This window comes from Ferroplasma sp. (assembly GCF_031200575.1).
GTDB lineage: Archaea > Thermoplasmatota > Thermoplasmata > Thermoplasmatales > Thermoplasmataceae > Ferroplasma.
Genome location: NZ_CP133597.1, coordinates 1718814 through 1736179, shown reverse-complemented (window position 1 = coordinate 1736179; position 17366 = coordinate 1718814). Strand labels below are relative to the sequence as shown.

The window sequence follows — 17366 nt, the reverse complement described above, 5'->3', positions numbered from 1 at the left end:
ATATTGATTTCATGAGTCAACACTTGTTTCTGTTTGGCTATCGTGGATACAATTTCTGCAGTATTTGTACTATAATAATATTTATAAATAAATTCGTATTTCAATTTATATGCCAATGTATGAAACAGAAAACAGCTTAGATGAGAAAACAAAGGATATGTCAAGGGCCAGGCAGTCCTTAATAGAGGAAATGCAGGCAATAATGTTCTATGATGAGAGATTAGATGCAACAAAGGACCCTGTATTGAAGGATGTAATAAAACATAACAGGGATGATGAGAAGGAGCATTTCTCCCTCTTGCTTGAGTACCTGAGAAGGAATGACCAGGAGCTAGACAGGGAATTAAAAGAAATACTGTTCTCCAAAAAGGAATTAAAGGAATTAGGAGATTAAATATTTTAGGGAATCTATTTATTTTTTATTTGCATTGAAGTCTGGTTATGTATCAAAACAAAATTTCTGGATCAATCGTTATTGTAGATGGAAGCAATGTTGCAATGTACGGTATGAGTAAATCAGGGAAGAAAAGGGCCGTACTGGAAAACCTCCTGTCAGTAATAAATAAACTTAAAGAATATAAAGCATCCGAAATAATTACCATATGTGATGCAAATATACGTTATACAATTGATGAGAAGGAAAAACTCAACCGGATGATTGAGAATAAATCCATAATTCTTGCACCATCAGGCATAAGAGCAGATATGTTTATACTGGATTATGCCAGAGAAAAGAAATGCCTGATAGTTTCCAATGATAAATTCAGGGATTATAGAAGTGATAAATGGGTTCATGATAATATTGACAGTATAACAATAGGCTTTATCTTTGTTGGAAAGGATGTACTGCTGGAACCTGTTCAGAAAAGCACAGAAAGTGATAGAAAACCTATGGATAATACAAAAAAGTGGTGGCATTTATTCAAGAAAAAACAGTAAAATATAATAAAAAATCAATATTGTGCATTCCGGCATAATTATATATAGATTATTTTAATACTGTCCTGGAGATAACCTCGTGAATACGCAATAAATCATATAATAAAAATAACCATTATGATCGGGGGTATTTTCACCATGGGGTGAATCATAATGGAGGCAGAAATTAAAAATGAAAATGTATCAAATTCCGTTCTTGAGGCTGATGGAATTTATTTTTCATATGACAACGGCTACGATGTATTTGAGAATATAAATATCAGGGCCGATACCGGAAAATTTGTTGCAATAATTGGGCCTTCAGGAATAGGAAAATCAACACTTCTGAGAATACTTGGAGGATTCCTGAAACCGGATAGGGGCATGGTAAAACTCCTTGGAAAAACTTTATACGAACCGACTCCGGAGGTTGCACTTATACATCAGTCCATAGTAACATTTCCCTGGATGGATGCCCAGGAGAACGTAATGCTTTCAATGAAGGCAAAAGACATGTCCAGGGATGAAATGGAATCCAAAGCAAAGGAAGCGCTTTCCAGGGTTGGGCTGGACGGATTTGAGGACCTTTACCCAAAGGAAATGAGCGGCGGTATGAGGCAGAGGGTAGCAATTGCAAGGGCTTTTGCTGCAGATCCCTACGTTTTCTTAATGGATGAACCATTCGCACATCTTGATGAACTCACTGCAGAGGGGCTCAGGCAGGATATATATAATATTCTTTTTAGCGGGGAAACACCGTTGAAATCTGTTATTATGGTTTCACACAATCTTACCGAGGTACTGGAACTGGCTGATGAGATATATATCCTAAATAATATTCCGGCAACTGTTGTGGGCAAGGTAGAGGTTACCATGCCAAGGCCGAGGAATCCAAGAAGTGATAATTTCAATGCAAATCTTGATGCGCTTTACAGTTATCTGACCCCTCCGAGGAAGAAGAAATGAGGTATTGTTATGGCAGCTATAATACTTATAACACTGGCCGTACTGGCTACGGTTGCCCGTGTAATCGGGCTGATAATACTCTCCATAATAGCAGGATGGTTCCTGGCATATGCCTCAATAAAATCAAAATTCTTTGAGAATACTTACATTATTCTTATAGAAATATTTGAATCTGTACCTGTTATCACATTCTTTCCCATCGTTCTGGTAATTTTCATAACCAGGATAGGCGGTCCGCTTGGGGTTGAGCTTGCAGCAGACTTCTTAGTATTTACAGCAGTGGTCTGGAACATATGGATGGGGGAATACCAGGCATTCAAAACGGTACCCAGAGAGATGGTTGAGGTTGTTGAAAATTCGCGGTTCGGATTATTTTCCAAATTGAGATATCTTTATATCCCGTTTTCCGTACCCAGGATTACTGCAAATCTATTTCCAAGTATCTCTGATGGATTTTTCTATATTACTGTAAGCGAGGTTTTCGAGGTTGGAGTCCACACATACCAGACATTCGGAATAGGGTCAGTACTGGATACATTTGTTGCTGATGGCCAGTTATTCAACATAGAAATGGCGCTGCTCATAATGGGCATTGCAATAGTTGCAATCATAGTTATTCTCAGGGAGTTCAGCAAATATGCCGTTGGGAGATATACATTAGATACAGATGCACCTGTTATGAAGCGTGGCAGGCTTAATATAAGGGAAACTGCAAGGGTATTTGCGGTTCTTTCAAAAAACCCACTTACAAGGCTTGCAAGGTATTATAAATATAGAGAGGGTGACAATCATGAGGAAACATATGAAAAGAAGGAAAGGAAACAGAAGCGGTACAGGTATGTATATGCCGCAATTGGCATAATTATTCTTGTTGCAATTATTTACGGTGCAGTGTCGCTCATTGCATCCGTAAAATTGAGTGAATGGGGGGTGTTGATAGGAAAAACTCCATCACTTCTTACCGGACTAGGCTATGATTATTTGCGTGTTGCCACAATACTTGTTATATCCATGGCTATTGCAATTTTCCTGGGATACTATCTTGCAGTGAACAGGCGGGCGGAAAAGTACTGGATTCCAATTATTCAGTCTCTGAGTGCATATCCTGCCCCTATATATTTTCCATTTCTGTTCATACTTACAGAGCCTTTCATCTTCGGAATTTTCGGGGTATTTACCAATGAACTCTATGTACTGTCTCTGGGATTCATAAGTACATTCTATTACGTCTTTTACTCGTTCTGGATGGGGGTAAAGGCGATGCCATCGGAATACTGGGAGATCACGAGAAACCTGAAACTTGGGTATTTCAGGAAAATGAGGAAGGTTGTAATACCATCAACATTCCCTTATCTGATAAGTGGGATATCATCCACAATAAACAGTGCCTGGGGAGGACTTATGATAGGTGAATACTGGCCTGATATATATGGAACACATTCGTTAACTGTACACGCAGGGCTGATGAAAACCATAGATGTGGCAACGGCCACCGGTGATATAGCCCTTGCAGCATGGGGGTCACTAATATTTGGTATAATAGTTGCGGTATACTCAGTACTATTTACAAGAAAGATGATGGATCTGGCACAGAAGAAATATGTGGCAGAGGAAGGCGTGTATTCTGCATAGGCATTCGTACTAAGAAACAAGCCTTTTTAATATACATAAAATAACATTAATATTATTAATACAGTATGTATATACTTTATCATGGATGTAATAGACCCTGACGCCAGAATAGCCGATCTTCTGGGACTCCTCTACGTACTTAACAATATATTTGATGGAAAGACTGACCTTTACCAGCTGGAAAAGGAAATGGAAGTGGATCTTGACGATTTGATGCCAATAGTTTATACAGCCACGAATCTCGGGCTTGTAAACACAGAGTCAGGGGATATAAGCATGGCCCAGAAAGGGATAGAATACATAAAATCAGGCATGAACCAGAGAAAACAAATTATACGCGATTCATTAAAGAATATAGAGCCATTTAAGACTGCCCTCTCATTAGGTTCATTCACCCTTGAAGACATAATAGATAAATTAAAAGAAAATGATGTCCCCACATTCAATAACCCTGACGGCCCTCATGACCTGGAGGTTATACTGATCGAATGGGGAATATATTCAAGATTTTTGAAGAAAACCGATGACGGTTTTGAGGTCGTTTCATAGATAGTCAGGTATAACCCTGGCTACCATCTTTACAAGCATTCTCGCTCCCTCAGAAATCTCGAAATCTGTGGCAGATCCATGAATCATGCCAATGCCCCTTATTCCAAGGGCGCTTATACCAGCCTGCCTCAATTTTTTCACATAGCTCTCTTCGGGGTCCCTTAAGGGGTCATATTCGTTGGATATCACTATGGCAGGTGGAAGCCCGGTAAGGTCATCCGCTACCAGCGGTGAAAAATAGGGATTAATCAGGTCTTCCATACTTCTTGAATAGAGATATCCGAAATACCTTATCATCTTTTCAGTAAGTACATAGTCGTTGCCGTATTCCATAAAAGATCGGGAAAAATTATCCGGTGCAAGGCTTGGATAAAACAGTATCTGGGCAGCTGGCATATCTGTTTTCATGTCCCTGGATTTAAGGCAAAGTGCCGCGGAGAGATTCGCCCCTGCACTGTCACCTCCCACACCGAGTTTGCCAGTAATGCCAAATTTATCCTTGTTTTCACATATATAATGGAATGAATCATAAGCATCGTTAATGGCATCTGGAAATTTATTTTCAGGTGCAAGTCTGTACTCTACAGATATGATTTTTACTCCTGACTCATATGCTAGGAATCTGCAGAAATTATCATATGTCTCTATATCACCAAATAGGAAGCCACCACCATGGTAATATACCAGTGCGGATTCTGACCTTACATTGCTATACATCCTTGCCTTTAAAGTCCTTTCTTTAAGCTCTATTCTGTAATCCCTGATCTCTTTGACATCTATTTTTTTGCCCTGCGAGTTTATGGATGTTTCATTTAAAAAATTCCTCAGCGTTGCAGGTTCCATTTCTGTCATGTCCCCTGCATTTCTGGACATCTCAATCAACGTTTTAAAATCTGGGTCCACCATATATATTTAGTATACAATAATATTTTAACCTTGTGAACTGGTTATATTTAAACATCAATTTATAGACTAATTATACAAAAATAACTATATGCCTGTTAGCATTAATCATACATGACAGATACAGTACCTGAAAAGAGAACAAAGCACCCATATTTTATGTACGATATGATGAGGGAAACACCCGCATCTCTGGACATAACAAAGAAAACCATGGAGAATATTGATTACTCCTTTCTTTTGAATCAGCCACTGCTGTTCACAGGCAATGGTACTGCATACCACGCAGCACAGATAGGGTCTGGATTTCTTTACAAAACCAATTTGAAACATTCATTTGTTCAGTCATTTGAATTATTAAATTATTATATGCCGGTGCATGGCACAGTTGTAGGCATCTCGAACAGTGGAAAAACGAAATCAACTATAGACTCACTTGTGTACCAGAAAAAATTTGCATATATAGTTGGCATAACACATTATCATGGAACACCTATGGAATATATTTCAGATAAAAGCATTGTTATTGATTCAGATGATAAATCACTCTGCAATACTAAATCATTTTTTGACAACGCCCTGGCGGCCATGTATATAGGGGTTAAGTACTCACATCTGCCTGTTGATATGAATGCTGTAGTAAATTCCCTAAAGGATCTTATTGTATCAATGGATTCAAGTGTAAAGAAGATCGCACATGATCTTGCTCACATAAATAGAATATTTGTACTTGGTGCCGGGCCCGAGGAGCCAGTTGCAAGGGAAGCTGCACAGAAGATAAAGGAGGCAACCCACATACATGCAGAGGGGATAGAACTTGAAGAGTTCATTCATGGCTGCACATCACTTATAGATGAAAATTCACTGGTTGTAATAATCAACTCTAGAACAGTGGAAAGCCGTTCAATGGATATAGTAAAGGCATGCAGGGTTGTGGGCACAAAAACATTTACAGTTAACGGTGAGGGTGATTACCACGTTGATGTTAACGATTTAGGAGACGAATATCTCAACGCCCTGCTGAATGTAGTTCCACTATACTATCTGGCATATTATCTTGCTGTCGAAAATGACACCAACCCTGATCTGTTGAGATTTGATGAGGAAAATTACAGAAAGTTTGATGATGTAGTTTTTCCTCCAGGGGCACATTAATTCATCCTTTACATCCAGGCATAATATTTTTCCTCTAAAATTTTTTCACTATCATAATATCGCAAATTATGTGGATAGAAATATACGGCCATGGAGGACACTAATATTGCCACAATTATACTAAAAATTACCATTTTATAAGGGAATTCTCACTCATTTGGAAATGCTCTGGTTCATATTCACCTGAGTGACACTACCTGCATTATCTATACATTTTATCAATGAAATTTATTAGTTATTTGTATAATTCAATATAAAAATAGCATAAATGAAACCTCAAAACTTCTGATGGCATTGAAAATGATAATATCAAAATTAATATTATCACAGTAAATTTTACCGGCAATAGTTATATATTGTATTATTATTCCAAACTTATGGAAACAGAGATGTATATAAAACCTAACGCCAGCTTTTCAGTTTTTACTGTTAATGTTAGGCATATACATCATCACGGGAGGACAGGCATTAAAAACGATATGCTATCAAGTTTCCTATTCACCCGTGGTAACATTGAAAATCCTGGACAGAAAGCTAGGTGAAATAGCCCGCAGGGTTCGTGAATCATTCTATGATTCTGCATTCTATGAAGTTTTTCCAGCTTCGTACATCAGGTCCAATAATATTGCAGGATTTAGATTTATTTACCGCAACGAGGTCTTCGTCCTGGAGCCAGACATTACCCTCAGGCTTATGGAAAAACAGTTCCCGCCAGGTTCAAACATATTCTATGTTTCAGTGCAGAGTGACAGGAATCTTGCAGAATCACTGAAAACGGGCGGTGAGATAATAGGTGGAGACCCTACTGATATAACCATAAAAATTTTAAAAACTGCCATAAAAATACTGGACGGGCTTGGTCTGAGTAGCTACAGCATTGATATGGGCATTTCTGGTATTTTTGATAAATACAAATCCAGCAGTCAGTGGGCTGAAATAAAAAAGGCACTAAGAAGCAGGGATTTTCAGGCTTTAAACAAAATTAACAGTGATGACAGATCTGAAATTATTAAAATTATGGGGACAAGGACAAGAAGTAGCAGGATAGAAACACTGGATGCAATTTTAGCAGCTGTAAATGATTCAAGGGTTATTATAGACCTGGGGACAGTGAGGCAGCCTGATTACTACAACGGCCCCGTATTTGAGATATATAATGGCAATGAATTTATTGGCGGTGGGGGAAATTACAGTATTCATGGCATTAATGCCTGTGGATTTACCATGGATCTAATGTCAATATACAGAATGTATAACGAAAATATGGAGGCGGAAAAATGAAATTTGTGATACCAAGAGGGCGTTTGATGAATAATTCAATCAAGCTTTTAAAGGCAGCAGGGGTGGACATTGACATAGACGATGAAAGAAAGCTGATATTCAGAAAAAACGGTGATGAAATAATACTCCCAAGGGCAAGGGATGTGCCAGTTTACACAGAATATGCCGGGGATATTGGAATTTGCGGGACAGATTCTCTGATAGAGAGCGGTGTCGATCTATTTGCTCCCCTGCCTTTAAATTTCGGCATATGCAGATTGAGCATACTTGCACCAGATGGCCTGAGCATAGATGATTTAGAAGGCATGGACATTGCAACAAAACATCCCGTTATAACTGAAAAATACCTTAATTCAGAAGGAATACGTGCAAATGTAATCGGGCTGAACGGGTCCCTGGAGCTGGCACCGGAAACCGGGATAGCTGATGCAATAGTGGATATTGTCCAGACAGGGGAGACAATGAAGAAAAATCACCTTGTTGAAATAAAAAAAATAATGGATATACAGGCCACTTTGGTTGTCAACAGGGTTTCCCAGAAAACTAAATATGATGAGATAAACAAATTTGTAGAAATAGCAGGTGAGGCAGATGGAAATAGAAAATTATGTGAGAAATATACTGGAAGATATTAAAAAACGCGGGATAGATGCTGTTATGGAATATTCCGCGAAATTTGACGGGTATGGTGGCGATATAAAGGTATCTGAGGAAGAATTCAGGGAAGCAGTGGATTCAGTGCCGGATTACGAAAAAGAGGTAATCAAGAGGGCGTATAAACGTATAGCAGATAATCACGAGATACAGCTCAACAGGGACCGCATGCGCATCTTTAACGGGTCTATCTACGGCATAAGGTATACCCCACTGGAACGCATAGGCATGTACATACCTGGGAAAAAACCGCTCCCCTCGACAGTAATGATGATTGGAGCACCAGCAAAGATAGCAGGTGTCAGTGATATAATTATAACAACAGCACCAATGGACAACGGAAAGGTCAATCCATACACCTTATATATTGCAGAGATGCTGGGAATAAAAGAGGTGTACAAAATAGGCGGAATCCAGGCCATAGGCGCCATGGCCTTCGGTACCGGGATGAGGCAGGTGGACAAAATATTTGGGCCCGGAAATTCCTATGTTAACGAGGCAAAGAGGCAGGTTTTCGGCATAACCGGAATAGACGGGCTATACGGCCCTTCTGAAATAATGGTTATAACGGATGAAAATTCGAACAATGACTATATCAGGGCAGACCTGGATTCCCAGCTTGAACACGGGCTGAGTTCCAAGGCATGGCTTCTGACCACAGGAAACGTGCCGGATAATATAGGCAATAGCAGGGTTGATATCATTGTTTGCAGAAATATGGAGGAGGCCATATCAAAGGCAAATGAGATAGCCCCGGAACACCTGGAAATACTTGCTTCGAGCCCAATGGAGATATTCAGCAGAATAAAAAATGCAGGGGCAGTGTATGCTGGCGAATACACACCTGTACCTGCCGGTGATTATTTCCTTGGAGTCAACCATCTTCTTCCAACCGGTGGGACGGCACGCTTTTCATCGGTGCTGACTGTAGACGATTTCATGAAGAAAACCTCCTTTGCAGATGTTTCCAGATATGATTTCATGGGCGATCGGGAACTGGGCATTGCACTGGCAAATATAGAAAACATGCCACTGCACAGAAAATCCATGGAGGTGAGGTCATGATCAGGATTACCAATGAAACAGAAATAGAAGTTTCTATGGGATCAGGGAAAACAACTATAGAAACCGGAGATCCCATTCTTGACCATATGATGAAAACATTATTCTTTTACATGGAGAAAACTGTAACAATAAAATGCAAATACGATCTCAGGCACCATTTATGGGAGGACCTGGGAATAACAGTGGCACAGGAAATATCATCATATACAGGCAAAAAGCACATCAGGAGATTTGGAAACGCAACAATGCCCATGGATGAATCTCTTGTAATGGTTTCACTGGATATTTCAAGGGCTTATATAAACTTCGATGTAAATTTCACAGATTCAGAGGGCTTTGAAATAGGTCTTGTATATGAATTCCTTTGGGCACTTGCAAGAACAGTGCCACTGACCCTCCACGTTGTCATGATGTACGGAAAAAATGCCCATCATATTACCGAAAATATCTTTAAATCACTGGGGACGGCAATGGGAATTGCCATTCAGGAAAATCAGTATTTAAAAAGCACAAAGGGGACAATATGATTGCCATTATAGATACCGGAACAGGAAACCTTTCCACAATAGAAAGGGTTACTGGCGGGAAAATTACATCGAATCAATATGATATTGAACGTGCTGAGAAGATCATATTTCCCGGTGTTGGATCATTCCAGTATGTGGTGGAAACCATAGACCCCCTTAGGGATACACTGATTGACAGGATTATATCGGGAATACCATATCTGGGAATATGCCTCGGCCTGGAAATCTTATTCGATTCCAGTGAGGAAGGCCCCGGAAAAGGTTTTGGAATCATTCCCGGCAGGGTCAGGAAATTTTCAGGGATTAAAACCACACATATGGGATGGAACCAGGTGAGAAATATAATCCATCTTCCAATAATGCAGGGAATACCTGACAATTCATTCTTTTATTTTATGCATTCCTACTATGTGCCTGATATAGAGTACCGGGCAATGGAAACTGATTATATGGGATATTTCACTTCAGGAATAGCATATGAAAATATAATAGGGGTCCAGTTCCACCCGGAAAAGTCAGGCGATACAGGAATCAGACTTCTAAAAAACTTCAGGGTGATTTCATGATAGACATATACCCTGCCATAGACATTTACAGGGGACAGGCAGTGTCTCTTATCCGGGGTGACATATCCACAAGAGAAGAGTATGGAAACCCCCTTCCATTTGCAGAAAAATTCTCGAAAATTTCAGGCAAACTCCATATAATAGACCTTGAAGGTGCATTTACCGGGGTACCTGTAAATATGAATGCGATCAGTGGAATAAGGGCATCAGTGCCGTCCTTCATACAGGCAGGTGGTGGATTCAGAACTCAGGAATCAATAAAAACCGGATATTCTGCTGGTCTCGACAGTGTAATTATAGGAAGTGCAGCACTTGATAGAAAATTTCTGGAAGACATAGCATCAAAATTCAAAAATATCACTGTAAGCATCGACGCGTATAACGGCCTAATCAAATACGGTGGATGGAACAGGGTAACCACCATAGATTACAGGGATTTCTACTCGGAGGTTAGCGGATTGGCAGATCGCTTCATATTTACATCCATTGATAGGGACGGAACAGGGAGCATCAGCAATATACAGAGGTTCTGGGATTCTGGTTATTTTATATATGCCGGGGGTGTGGGTTCTATCCATGACATATACCGGATCGAGAAGGCCGGATTCGATGGCGTAATTATAGGCAAGGCCCTCTATAGAGGGGACATAGATGTTGAGGAATTAATATGCTTGCAAAAAGAATAATTGCTGCACTTGACATAGCTAATGGAAGGGTTGTAAAGGGAGTAAATTTTCAGAACATTCGGGATTCTGGAGATCCTGTTGAACTGGCAAAACGATACGTATATGAGGGCATGGATGAAATCGTGTTCCTTGATATAATGGCAACCAATGACAGAAGGAAAATTTTATCTGATCTTGTAAAAAGTGTGGCTTCTGAGATAAGCATACCCTTCACTGTTGGGGGTGGTTTATCAGACCTGGATGACATGATATCAATTATCAGAAACGGTGCAGATAAGATTTTCATAAATACTTACGCTGTGAAGCATCCTGAGATCATAGGTAATATCTCTGATCGCATAGGGTCAGCCAATACTGTAATAGCAATAGATGCCATGTACAGGAATGGAAAGTACAGTGTATTTATAAATGGCGGTTCTAAAGACACGGGAATGAATGCCCTTGAATGGGGAAAAACTGTGGCATCGCTGGGTGCAGGTGAATTGCTTGTTACATCTATTAACACAGATGGCACAATGAGCGGATTTGATACTAACCTGATAAGGGATATGGCTGCAAATGTGGACATACCCGTAATAGCATCGGGTGGCGCCGGGGGCCCAGAGGATTTCCTTGGTGCATTCAATGCTGGGGCTGATGGCGCGCTGGCAGCCTCAATATTCCACAGAGGAATGTACAGTGCGATGGATATAAAGAAATATTTACGTGAGCATGGTATAAATGTTAGATTATAATTTTAATTTTGATGGGGTAATCCCTGTGATTGTGCAGGATTACAGTACGGGAGAAGTCTTGACATTGGGATATATGAACAGGGAAGCATATCAAAAAAGCATTGAAACAGGATTAATGCATTATTATTCCAGGAGCAAGGGAAGAATAAGAATGAAGGGAGAAGTGAGCGGAAATATCCAGAAAATTCACGATGTTATGGTTGACTGTGACAGCGACTCACTTCTCTTCAGGGTAGATCAGAAGGGAAATGCATGCCATCTTGGAACCAGAAGCTGTTTTAGGAAAATCGGCACCATTGAACAGGGAAAAAATATTGACTACTCCATGGAGGTTCTCCTGGACCTGGAGGAACTTGTAAACCAGACAAAGACCCATCCAAGATCCAATTCATACACAACCGAACTTTTTAACTCTGGCGGTGAGAACATAAGGAAAAAGGTCGGTGAGGAAGCGGTGGAAACTGTGCTGGCACAGGGAAAGGAGAGGATAATTTATGAAACTGCCGACCTGATGTACCATCTTGCTGTATATCTTGCATATGAAGGAATAAAATTTTCTGATATCATGAAGGAACTTTCAAGAAGAAATAAAAAAAGTTTATGATACGGGGTGTCCCTTTCTAGGGGATACTCCTGATTTTTTGACGTGCTTTCCAGATAATGAATCCATGGCCTTCTTCAGGCTATCAAGGAATAGGTCTGCCATATCCCTGCTGAAGCTTTCCCTGACAACCACTCTCATGAGAACTGTTTCAGAAGCATCTGCAGGAAGGGCATATGCAGGAACTATCCATCCATAGCTCCTGATTGCAGAGGACAGTTCAAACAGATCGTACGTATCCCGACTTTTCTGCTTGAATGTAACCACCGGTATGTGATCTGCATTGCTTATAACCTCTAAATTTTTAATTTTCCCCAGATTCTCACCAAGGTATCTTGCATTTGACATCATATTTTCAGCTATGCGCCTGTACCCTGACTTCCCAAGCCTTATAATGTTGTAGTACTGCGGCGCAATATTTGATGAACTTTTAGAGAAATTCAGCGTGTAAGTGGGCATATCATTTCCAAGATAGTTCACATAAAAAACGAGGTCATCAGGCAGATCAGATTTATCCTTGAACAGAAGCCATCCTATTCCGGGGTAGACCAGGCCAAATTTGTGGCCTGATACATTTATGGATTTAACATGGCTCAGCCTGAAATCCCATTTCAGATCAGGTTCAATAAATGGCGTAATAAATCCTGCAGAGGCGGCATCCACGTGTACAGGAACATCTATGCCCTTCTCCTCTTTCAGTTTTTCAAGCAACGCATTGATTTTCCCGACATCGTCAAAGGCACCTGTAAACGTTGTTCCCATAACGGCGCCTACCGCAATAGTATTTTCATCAACCATGGAAACCAGCCTCTCAGGGTCTGCAACCAGTGTCTTAGAGTCAAGTGGAACAACACGGGGCTCCACATCAAAGTACTTTGCAAATTTGTCCCAGACCACGTGCGTGTCGGCACCGAATACTATGTTTGGCCTTGATACATCCTTTTTCTGCTTTTTCATTTTTTCCCTCCAGTTCCATTTATGGGCCAGGAGGGCAAGCATGATTGATTCAGAGGATCCAATAGTAGAAGCTCCTGTAAATTCTGTGTTTTCAGGTGCGTTATAGAGCCGTGAGAGTATATTTACAATTCTAATTTCCTCTTTTTTTATCTGCGGATACTCAAAGCTGTCAATAAAATTTTTGTGTGCATTTTCCATGAATAGTGCCCTTGCCTCCGGTTCCATATAAGTGGTAACAAAAGTGGCAAGATTTAGCTCAGGAATCCCATCAAGATTTAGCTCTTCATGTATCATTTCATATGCGGCCCTGGCAGCCATTCCCTCCTCAGGGAATTCAAATTCTGGAATTGGCCTGTTAAAGTCCCTGTTGCTGTATGTTCCATAAACCTTCCTATCTGGGTTCATTTTTTCAGTTACCATATAAATGGATCGGGGTATACTATAAATAGTCTATTCAACTTCCTCTGGCGCTATTATTTTGTATGTGTTAATTTGAATAGCTGTAATTTTCTGGAAATCTGTATTCCTGGCTTTATGAGAAGCTGTATACTCGCCACTATGAACAGATAAACGCCCAGCATGTAGGTGTTATGGCTTATGAACAGTATGCTTCCTGACAGGAACTCAGATCCTATGGCCATATCATTGGCTATGGCGGCCCAATCATACAGTTTTTTTATTCTCTGCCTGCGAACTTTTCTGTATTCATAACTGGCTATGGCATTGTTTACCATTTTGTCATGCAGAAACTCGTTCATATGAAGCATCATATACTGAATCTTACCGGACTTTATTGATTCCTCCAGTAAATTCAGATAATCAGGATCACCTGTTTCCAGCGGTCCCTGATAAATAACATTATTGTTTTCATTGAGCCTTGCCAGCATAACTATTCTAATAAACCAGTCTTTCTGGAGGTCTATCCGGTAACTGTCCATGGGGATTGAATAAGCATCCAGTGTGGATTTGCAAATATTTTTCAGTGTTTCTGAATAATAAAATTCGGCTGATAGCAGCATTGCCATGGTTATTCTCAGGTTTATATACCTATCTTCAAATCTGTTTACAGTTATATTAAAATTTATGGATTCCATAATCAATATGCCGGTTTTCCGGGATGCGTAAACTGTCTCCATAATTCCCATGGAAAATAAGTCCCGTTTCAGAATATTTACAACACTTCCATATAGTATTTCCCTATCGTATCTTGAAAGGCTAAAACTTATATCATTCAGATTGGTAATTTCTAGAAATTCGTTATCAGAACAGGTTTCAACAATTTCATTTTCAATCAATTTCTGGCAAATTTTATCACCGAATATCCCTGTAAGCAGGCCTTTTATTTCCTTCCATTTGAACTGAATGCCTATCCTGTTGTCCTGCAGCATGTGGAGAAAATAAACCGGAAAACTTAAATTATCAGAATCTGGCATCATGGATTATCAATACAGGTTTAAAATACTTTTTACGGAATATTACAGGGGACTCAGGCATTTATACAGTATCCAAATTGCTGCATTTGTAAAGCCCTGATTATGCATGATAAAAGTAAGCATGGTAACTATATAAAATACGTGCGCAATGTTTATATTTTTTCATAATACAGAAAATGCCCACTGACAGCAGTTCTCACATATGGCATGTGCACAATTTTTAAATAGTACAGTTTTATGAAACTTAAATGAATAGTAATAATTCTGAGAATCAGATGAAAATTCCAGGCAGATCTGTAATTACAACACTCTCTGCCATGGGATATTTTCTGGATGGCTATGATCTGAGTGTGATATCTGTATTCACACTGGTTCTGGTAACCTATAAAATATTTCAGTATAATGCCTTTACTGAATCTTTTGTGACCGGATCTGCCCTTCTGGGTGCATTTGTTGGCGCAGTCCTATTCGGGCATTTTGCTGATAATATTGGGAGAAGATACCTGTATATATTCGATCTTATCTTCTTCGCAGTATTTGCAATACTTTCGGCTGTGTCTACTAATATTTATGAGATGATAATATTCCGGTTCTTTGTTGGATGGGGCGTGGGTGCTGACTATGCCTTGAGCCCTGTATACACAACCGAAATGTATCCTGATAAAAAGAGAGGTGCAGGGTATGGCTGGGTATGGACATTCTGGAGCATAGGGGCTGGAGTTGCATTTGGGATCGGGTACCTGTTCTATCTGATAAATCCGCTGACAGGCTGGAGATGGACACTGGCAATAGGTGCTATACCTGCCATTGTCACCGTTATTCTCAGGACAAGGATGCCTGAATCTGTAAGGTGGGATATTATAGAACCAGGAAAGTCTAAAATATCAGAAAAAAACCTCAATACAGTGGCAGAGAAGATAGGCATAACAAAGGAGGATATAAAAGCAATAATCGCAGAACGGGAGAAGGAGGAGACAATAGCCGCCGGGTCCTTTACTGCCCTATTCAAGGGAGAATACGGAAAGCGTACAGCAATTATATGGTTCCAGTGGATACTCTATGATCTTGCAGGATATGGAATCGGCCTTTATTCTCCTTTAATACTTACAAGCCTTGGAGTTAAGGGTAGCACATCCCTATTATTCTCCCTGATATTCTATATGCCTGTAGGGTTTCTGGGCGCATTCGGGGCGGTTATGCTGAATGACCGTATGGGAAGGAGGCCACTTCAGATTATAGGTTTCGGCGGCATGGGTATTGCCATGGCAATGTTTTTCCTGGCATCCAGTGCTGTTGCCAGCGTAGCAATTGTTGTTGGGATAGCTGCCTTTGTAATAGATTATGGAATAGGAAATCTCGGTCCTGGAGATACAATGGGGCTTTACGCTATTGAGCTTCTTCCAACAAAATTGAGGTCTTCATCCATGGGAGGGGCCACTGGAATAACAAGGATTGCATCCTTCCTCTCTGCATTCCTGTTCCCATTTATAAGTGACACAATAGGAAAACCCTCGTTCTTCTTCATACTCCTGGCTTTAATGGTACTGGCATTCGTGTTTACAATATTCTTCACACCAGAAACCAAGGGATTGACCCTTGAGGAAATTGCAGTGGCTTCCTACAAACACGTTCATGGAATGCCCAGGCTGGTAATGCCAGAGGTGAAAAAGGATTAGTTATATAATAAATCCCATTGATATCCATTTATTAATTTTATTTTTATAACTGTTTATACAGTTAGTTTTTTCAATATCACGGGACCTGTTTTTTATATTATCTATGGAATTTGAAACTTCAATATTCTCTGTTGTTTCCCTGATAATATCCAGTATGGCCACTGCAATGCACTCATATTCTGGCTGTTTGTCAACCCAGTATCCGGGAAATTTGAATTGCAGGATGGTCTTCAATATTCTGGACAGTTTTGGCACTGTAATCTCATTGATTATGGCTGTGTCCCGGCTTTTCATAATAGAATAACGGTCAGGTGGTATAATCAATAAAAAATCCAGAAATCCTATAATGGCATCGGCCAGTTCCCTATCAAGTTTCTTGTAAATAAATCCACTGTTGAATTTTACAGTTATCAGGGCGCCACTTCCAACTAAATTATTAATGTTTTCAACGAAAATTGAATATGCCCCGCTGAGTTTGGGATAGTCCCTGTTTGCCCTGTAATATATTACCTTTCTGTTTATATATAACGTTTTTATTGCCTGTGCAATATTTGATTTCAGAAGGGCAGATGCATTTTCAGTCGGTCGTTTCTTCGTCATTATACGATCTGTGTATCAATAGTCTTTATTAAAACTTTCCAGGTATAAAACCCAAAATTCAATATTATCTGACAAAAACTGTAAAAATCAAGATGTGAAAGTCAGCCATAGATTTAACTATGGCCTTACTGCTTGCTTGCCCTTCTTGCTCTCTTTAATCTTCTTATCTTTTTCTTTCTCCATTTCCAGCGCATGTTTCCTCTTTTCTTCCAGTCTCTTGAACTTCGTTTCACTATGTCACCTCAAGTGTAAATGTATGTTTGGTATTATTTTTTAATATAAATACCTATTTTATAACATGGTTATTATTATAAAGAAATAGAAGCATATTAATTGAAATCCATGGGTATTTTGGAATTTAATGGCAATGCGGTTTATCTTTTAAATTCAGTTATAGTATGGCCGCAGGCAACTGGATACCTGGCATTGCAAAAACTATCTGAAGTAATACTAGATTTAAATA

The 17366-nt window shown here is 39.7% G+C and carries 20 protein-coding genes; 16 read left to right on the top strand and 4 right to left on the bottom strand.

Going from position 1 to position 17366, the window contains the following annotated elements:
* Positions 1-109 precede the first annotated feature (109 nt).
* The 5 genes from RE471_RS09185 to RE471_RS09165 all read left to right on the top strand — a co-directional run bounded on the left by RE471_RS09185 (position 110) and on the right by RE471_RS09165 (position 4065).
* Positions 110-394 carry a ferritin gene (locus tag RE471_RS09185; RefSeq protein ID WP_309214566.1) on the top strand — a complete coding sequence of 95 codons (285 nt, stop codon included), beginning with the start codon at positions 110-112 and terminating at the stop codon, positions 392-394.
* A gap of 47 nt (positions 395-441) precedes the next feature.
* Entirely contained in the window at positions 442-939 is a 498-nt protein-coding gene (locus RE471_RS09180; protein ID WP_309214565.1) for a hypothetical protein, read from the top strand.
* Between the two features lie 153 nt (positions 940-1092).
* Positions 1093-1884, top strand: a complete 792-nt coding sequence (locus RE471_RS09175; protein ID WP_309214564.1) for an ABC transporter ATP-binding protein — start codon at positions 1093-1095, stop codon at positions 1882-1884.
* A gap of 9 nt (positions 1885-1893) precedes the next feature.
* On the top strand, positions 1894-3516 hold the full coding sequence (locus tag RE471_RS09170) for an ABC transporter permease subunit (protein WP_309214563.1): 1623 nt from the start codon (positions 1894-1896) through the stop codon (positions 3514-3516).
* A gap of 81 nt (positions 3517-3597) precedes the next feature.
* The gene (locus RE471_RS09165) at positions 3598-4065 is read left to right on the top strand and encodes an AAA-associated domain-containing protein (protein ID WP_298277549.1); all 468 of its coding nucleotides are present in this window, start codon (positions 3598-3600) and stop codon (positions 4063-4065) included.
* Here the strand turns inward: RE471_RS09165 and RE471_RS09160 are convergent.
* Positions 4060-4971: an alpha/beta hydrolase gene (locus RE471_RS09160; protein WP_309214562.1), complete on the bottom strand. Its 912-nt coding sequence runs from the start codon at positions 4969-4971 to the stop codon at positions 4060-4062. The genes RE471_RS09165 and RE471_RS09160 overlap by 6 nt on opposite strands.
* A 111-nt stretch (positions 4972-5082) precedes the next feature.
* On the opposite strand from RE471_RS09160, the gene RE471_RS09155 reads away from it, so the two are divergent.
* The 10 genes from RE471_RS09155 to hisIE all read left to right on the top strand — a co-directional run bounded on the left by RE471_RS09155 (position 5083) and on the right by hisIE (position 12240).
* Positions 5083-6123: an SIS domain-containing protein gene (locus tag RE471_RS09155; protein ID WP_309214561.1), complete on the top strand. Its 1041-nt coding sequence runs from the start codon at positions 5083-5085 to the stop codon at positions 6121-6123.
* A gap of 377 nt (positions 6124-6500) precedes the next feature.
* A complete protein-coding gene (locus RE471_RS09150; RefSeq protein ID WP_309214560.1) occupies positions 6501-6665 on the top strand; it encodes a hypothetical protein in 165 nt (54 codons plus the stop codon).
* Complete coding sequence (locus RE471_RS09145; protein ID WP_309214559.1) at positions 6637-7404, top strand: ATP phosphoribosyltransferase regulatory subunit; 768 nt, start codon at positions 6637-6639, stop codon at positions 7402-7404. Before RE471_RS09150 ends, RE471_RS09145 begins: the two co-directional genes overlap by 29 nt.
* Positions 7401-8039: an ATP phosphoribosyltransferase gene (gene hisG, locus RE471_RS09140; protein WP_309214558.1), complete on the top strand. Its 639-nt coding sequence runs from the start codon at positions 7401-7403 to the stop codon at positions 8037-8039. Before RE471_RS09145 ends, hisG begins: the two co-directional genes overlap by 4 nt.
* Positions 7996-9123, top strand: coding sequence for a histidinol dehydrogenase (gene hisD / locus RE471_RS09135; RefSeq protein WP_309214557.1), 1128 nt, complete (start codon positions 7996-7998; stop codon positions 9121-9123). Before hisG ends, hisD begins: the two co-directional genes overlap by 44 nt.
* Positions 9120-9650, top strand: a complete 531-nt coding sequence (gene hisB, locus RE471_RS09130) for an imidazoleglycerol-phosphate dehydratase HisB (RefSeq protein WP_309214556.1) — start codon at positions 9120-9122, stop codon at positions 9648-9650. Before hisD ends, hisB begins: the two co-directional genes overlap by 4 nt.
* Entirely contained in the window at positions 9647-10216 is a 570-nt protein-coding gene (gene hisH / locus RE471_RS09125; protein ID WP_309214555.1) for an imidazole glycerol phosphate synthase subunit HisH, read from the top strand. Before hisB ends, hisH begins: the two co-directional genes overlap by 4 nt.
* Positions 10213-10902 carry a HisA/HisF-related TIM barrel protein gene (locus RE471_RS09120; RefSeq protein WP_309214554.1) on the top strand — a complete coding sequence of 230 codons (690 nt, stop codon included), beginning with the start codon at positions 10213-10215 and terminating at the stop codon, positions 10900-10902. The genes hisH and RE471_RS09120 overlap by 4 nt, the downstream gene beginning before the upstream one ends.
* Complete coding sequence (gene hisF, locus RE471_RS09115; protein ID WP_309214553.1) at positions 10884-11636, top strand: imidazole glycerol phosphate synthase subunit HisF; 753 nt, start codon at positions 10884-10886, stop codon at positions 11634-11636. Before RE471_RS09120 ends, hisF begins: the two co-directional genes overlap by 19 nt.
* A complete protein-coding gene (gene hisIE, locus RE471_RS09110; RefSeq protein WP_309214552.1) occupies positions 11623-12240 on the top strand; it encodes a bifunctional phosphoribosyl-AMP cyclohydrolase/phosphoribosyl-ATP diphosphatase HisIE in 618 nt (205 codons plus the stop codon). The genes hisF and hisIE overlap by 14 nt, the downstream gene beginning before the upstream one ends.
* On the opposite strand, the gene RE471_RS09105 is transcribed toward hisIE, so the two are convergent.
* Entirely contained in the window at positions 12235-13614 is a 1380-nt protein-coding gene (locus RE471_RS09105) for a glutamate decarboxylase (RefSeq protein WP_309214550.1), read from the bottom strand. The genes hisIE and RE471_RS09105 overlap by 6 nt on opposite strands.
* 53 nt (positions 13615-13667) lie before the next feature.
* Positions 13668-14627 carry a YrhK family protein gene (locus RE471_RS09100; protein WP_309214549.1) on the bottom strand — a complete coding sequence of 320 codons (960 nt, stop codon included), beginning with the start codon at positions 14625-14627 and terminating at the stop codon, positions 13668-13670.
* Positions 14628-14875: 248 nt separating this feature from the next.
* Between RE471_RS09100 and RE471_RS09095 the strand changes: the two genes are divergently transcribed.
* Positions 14876-16303, top strand: coding sequence for an MFS transporter (locus tag RE471_RS09095; protein WP_309214547.1), 1428 nt, complete (start codon positions 14876-14878; stop codon positions 16301-16303).
* Here RE471_RS09095 and RE471_RS09090 read toward each other — a convergent pair whose 3' ends face one another.
* On the bottom strand, positions 16304-16903 hold the full coding sequence (locus RE471_RS09090) for a hypothetical protein (protein ID WP_309214546.1): 600 nt from the start codon (positions 16901-16903) through the stop codon (positions 16304-16306).
* Between the last annotated feature and the right edge of the window lie 463 nt (positions 16904-17366).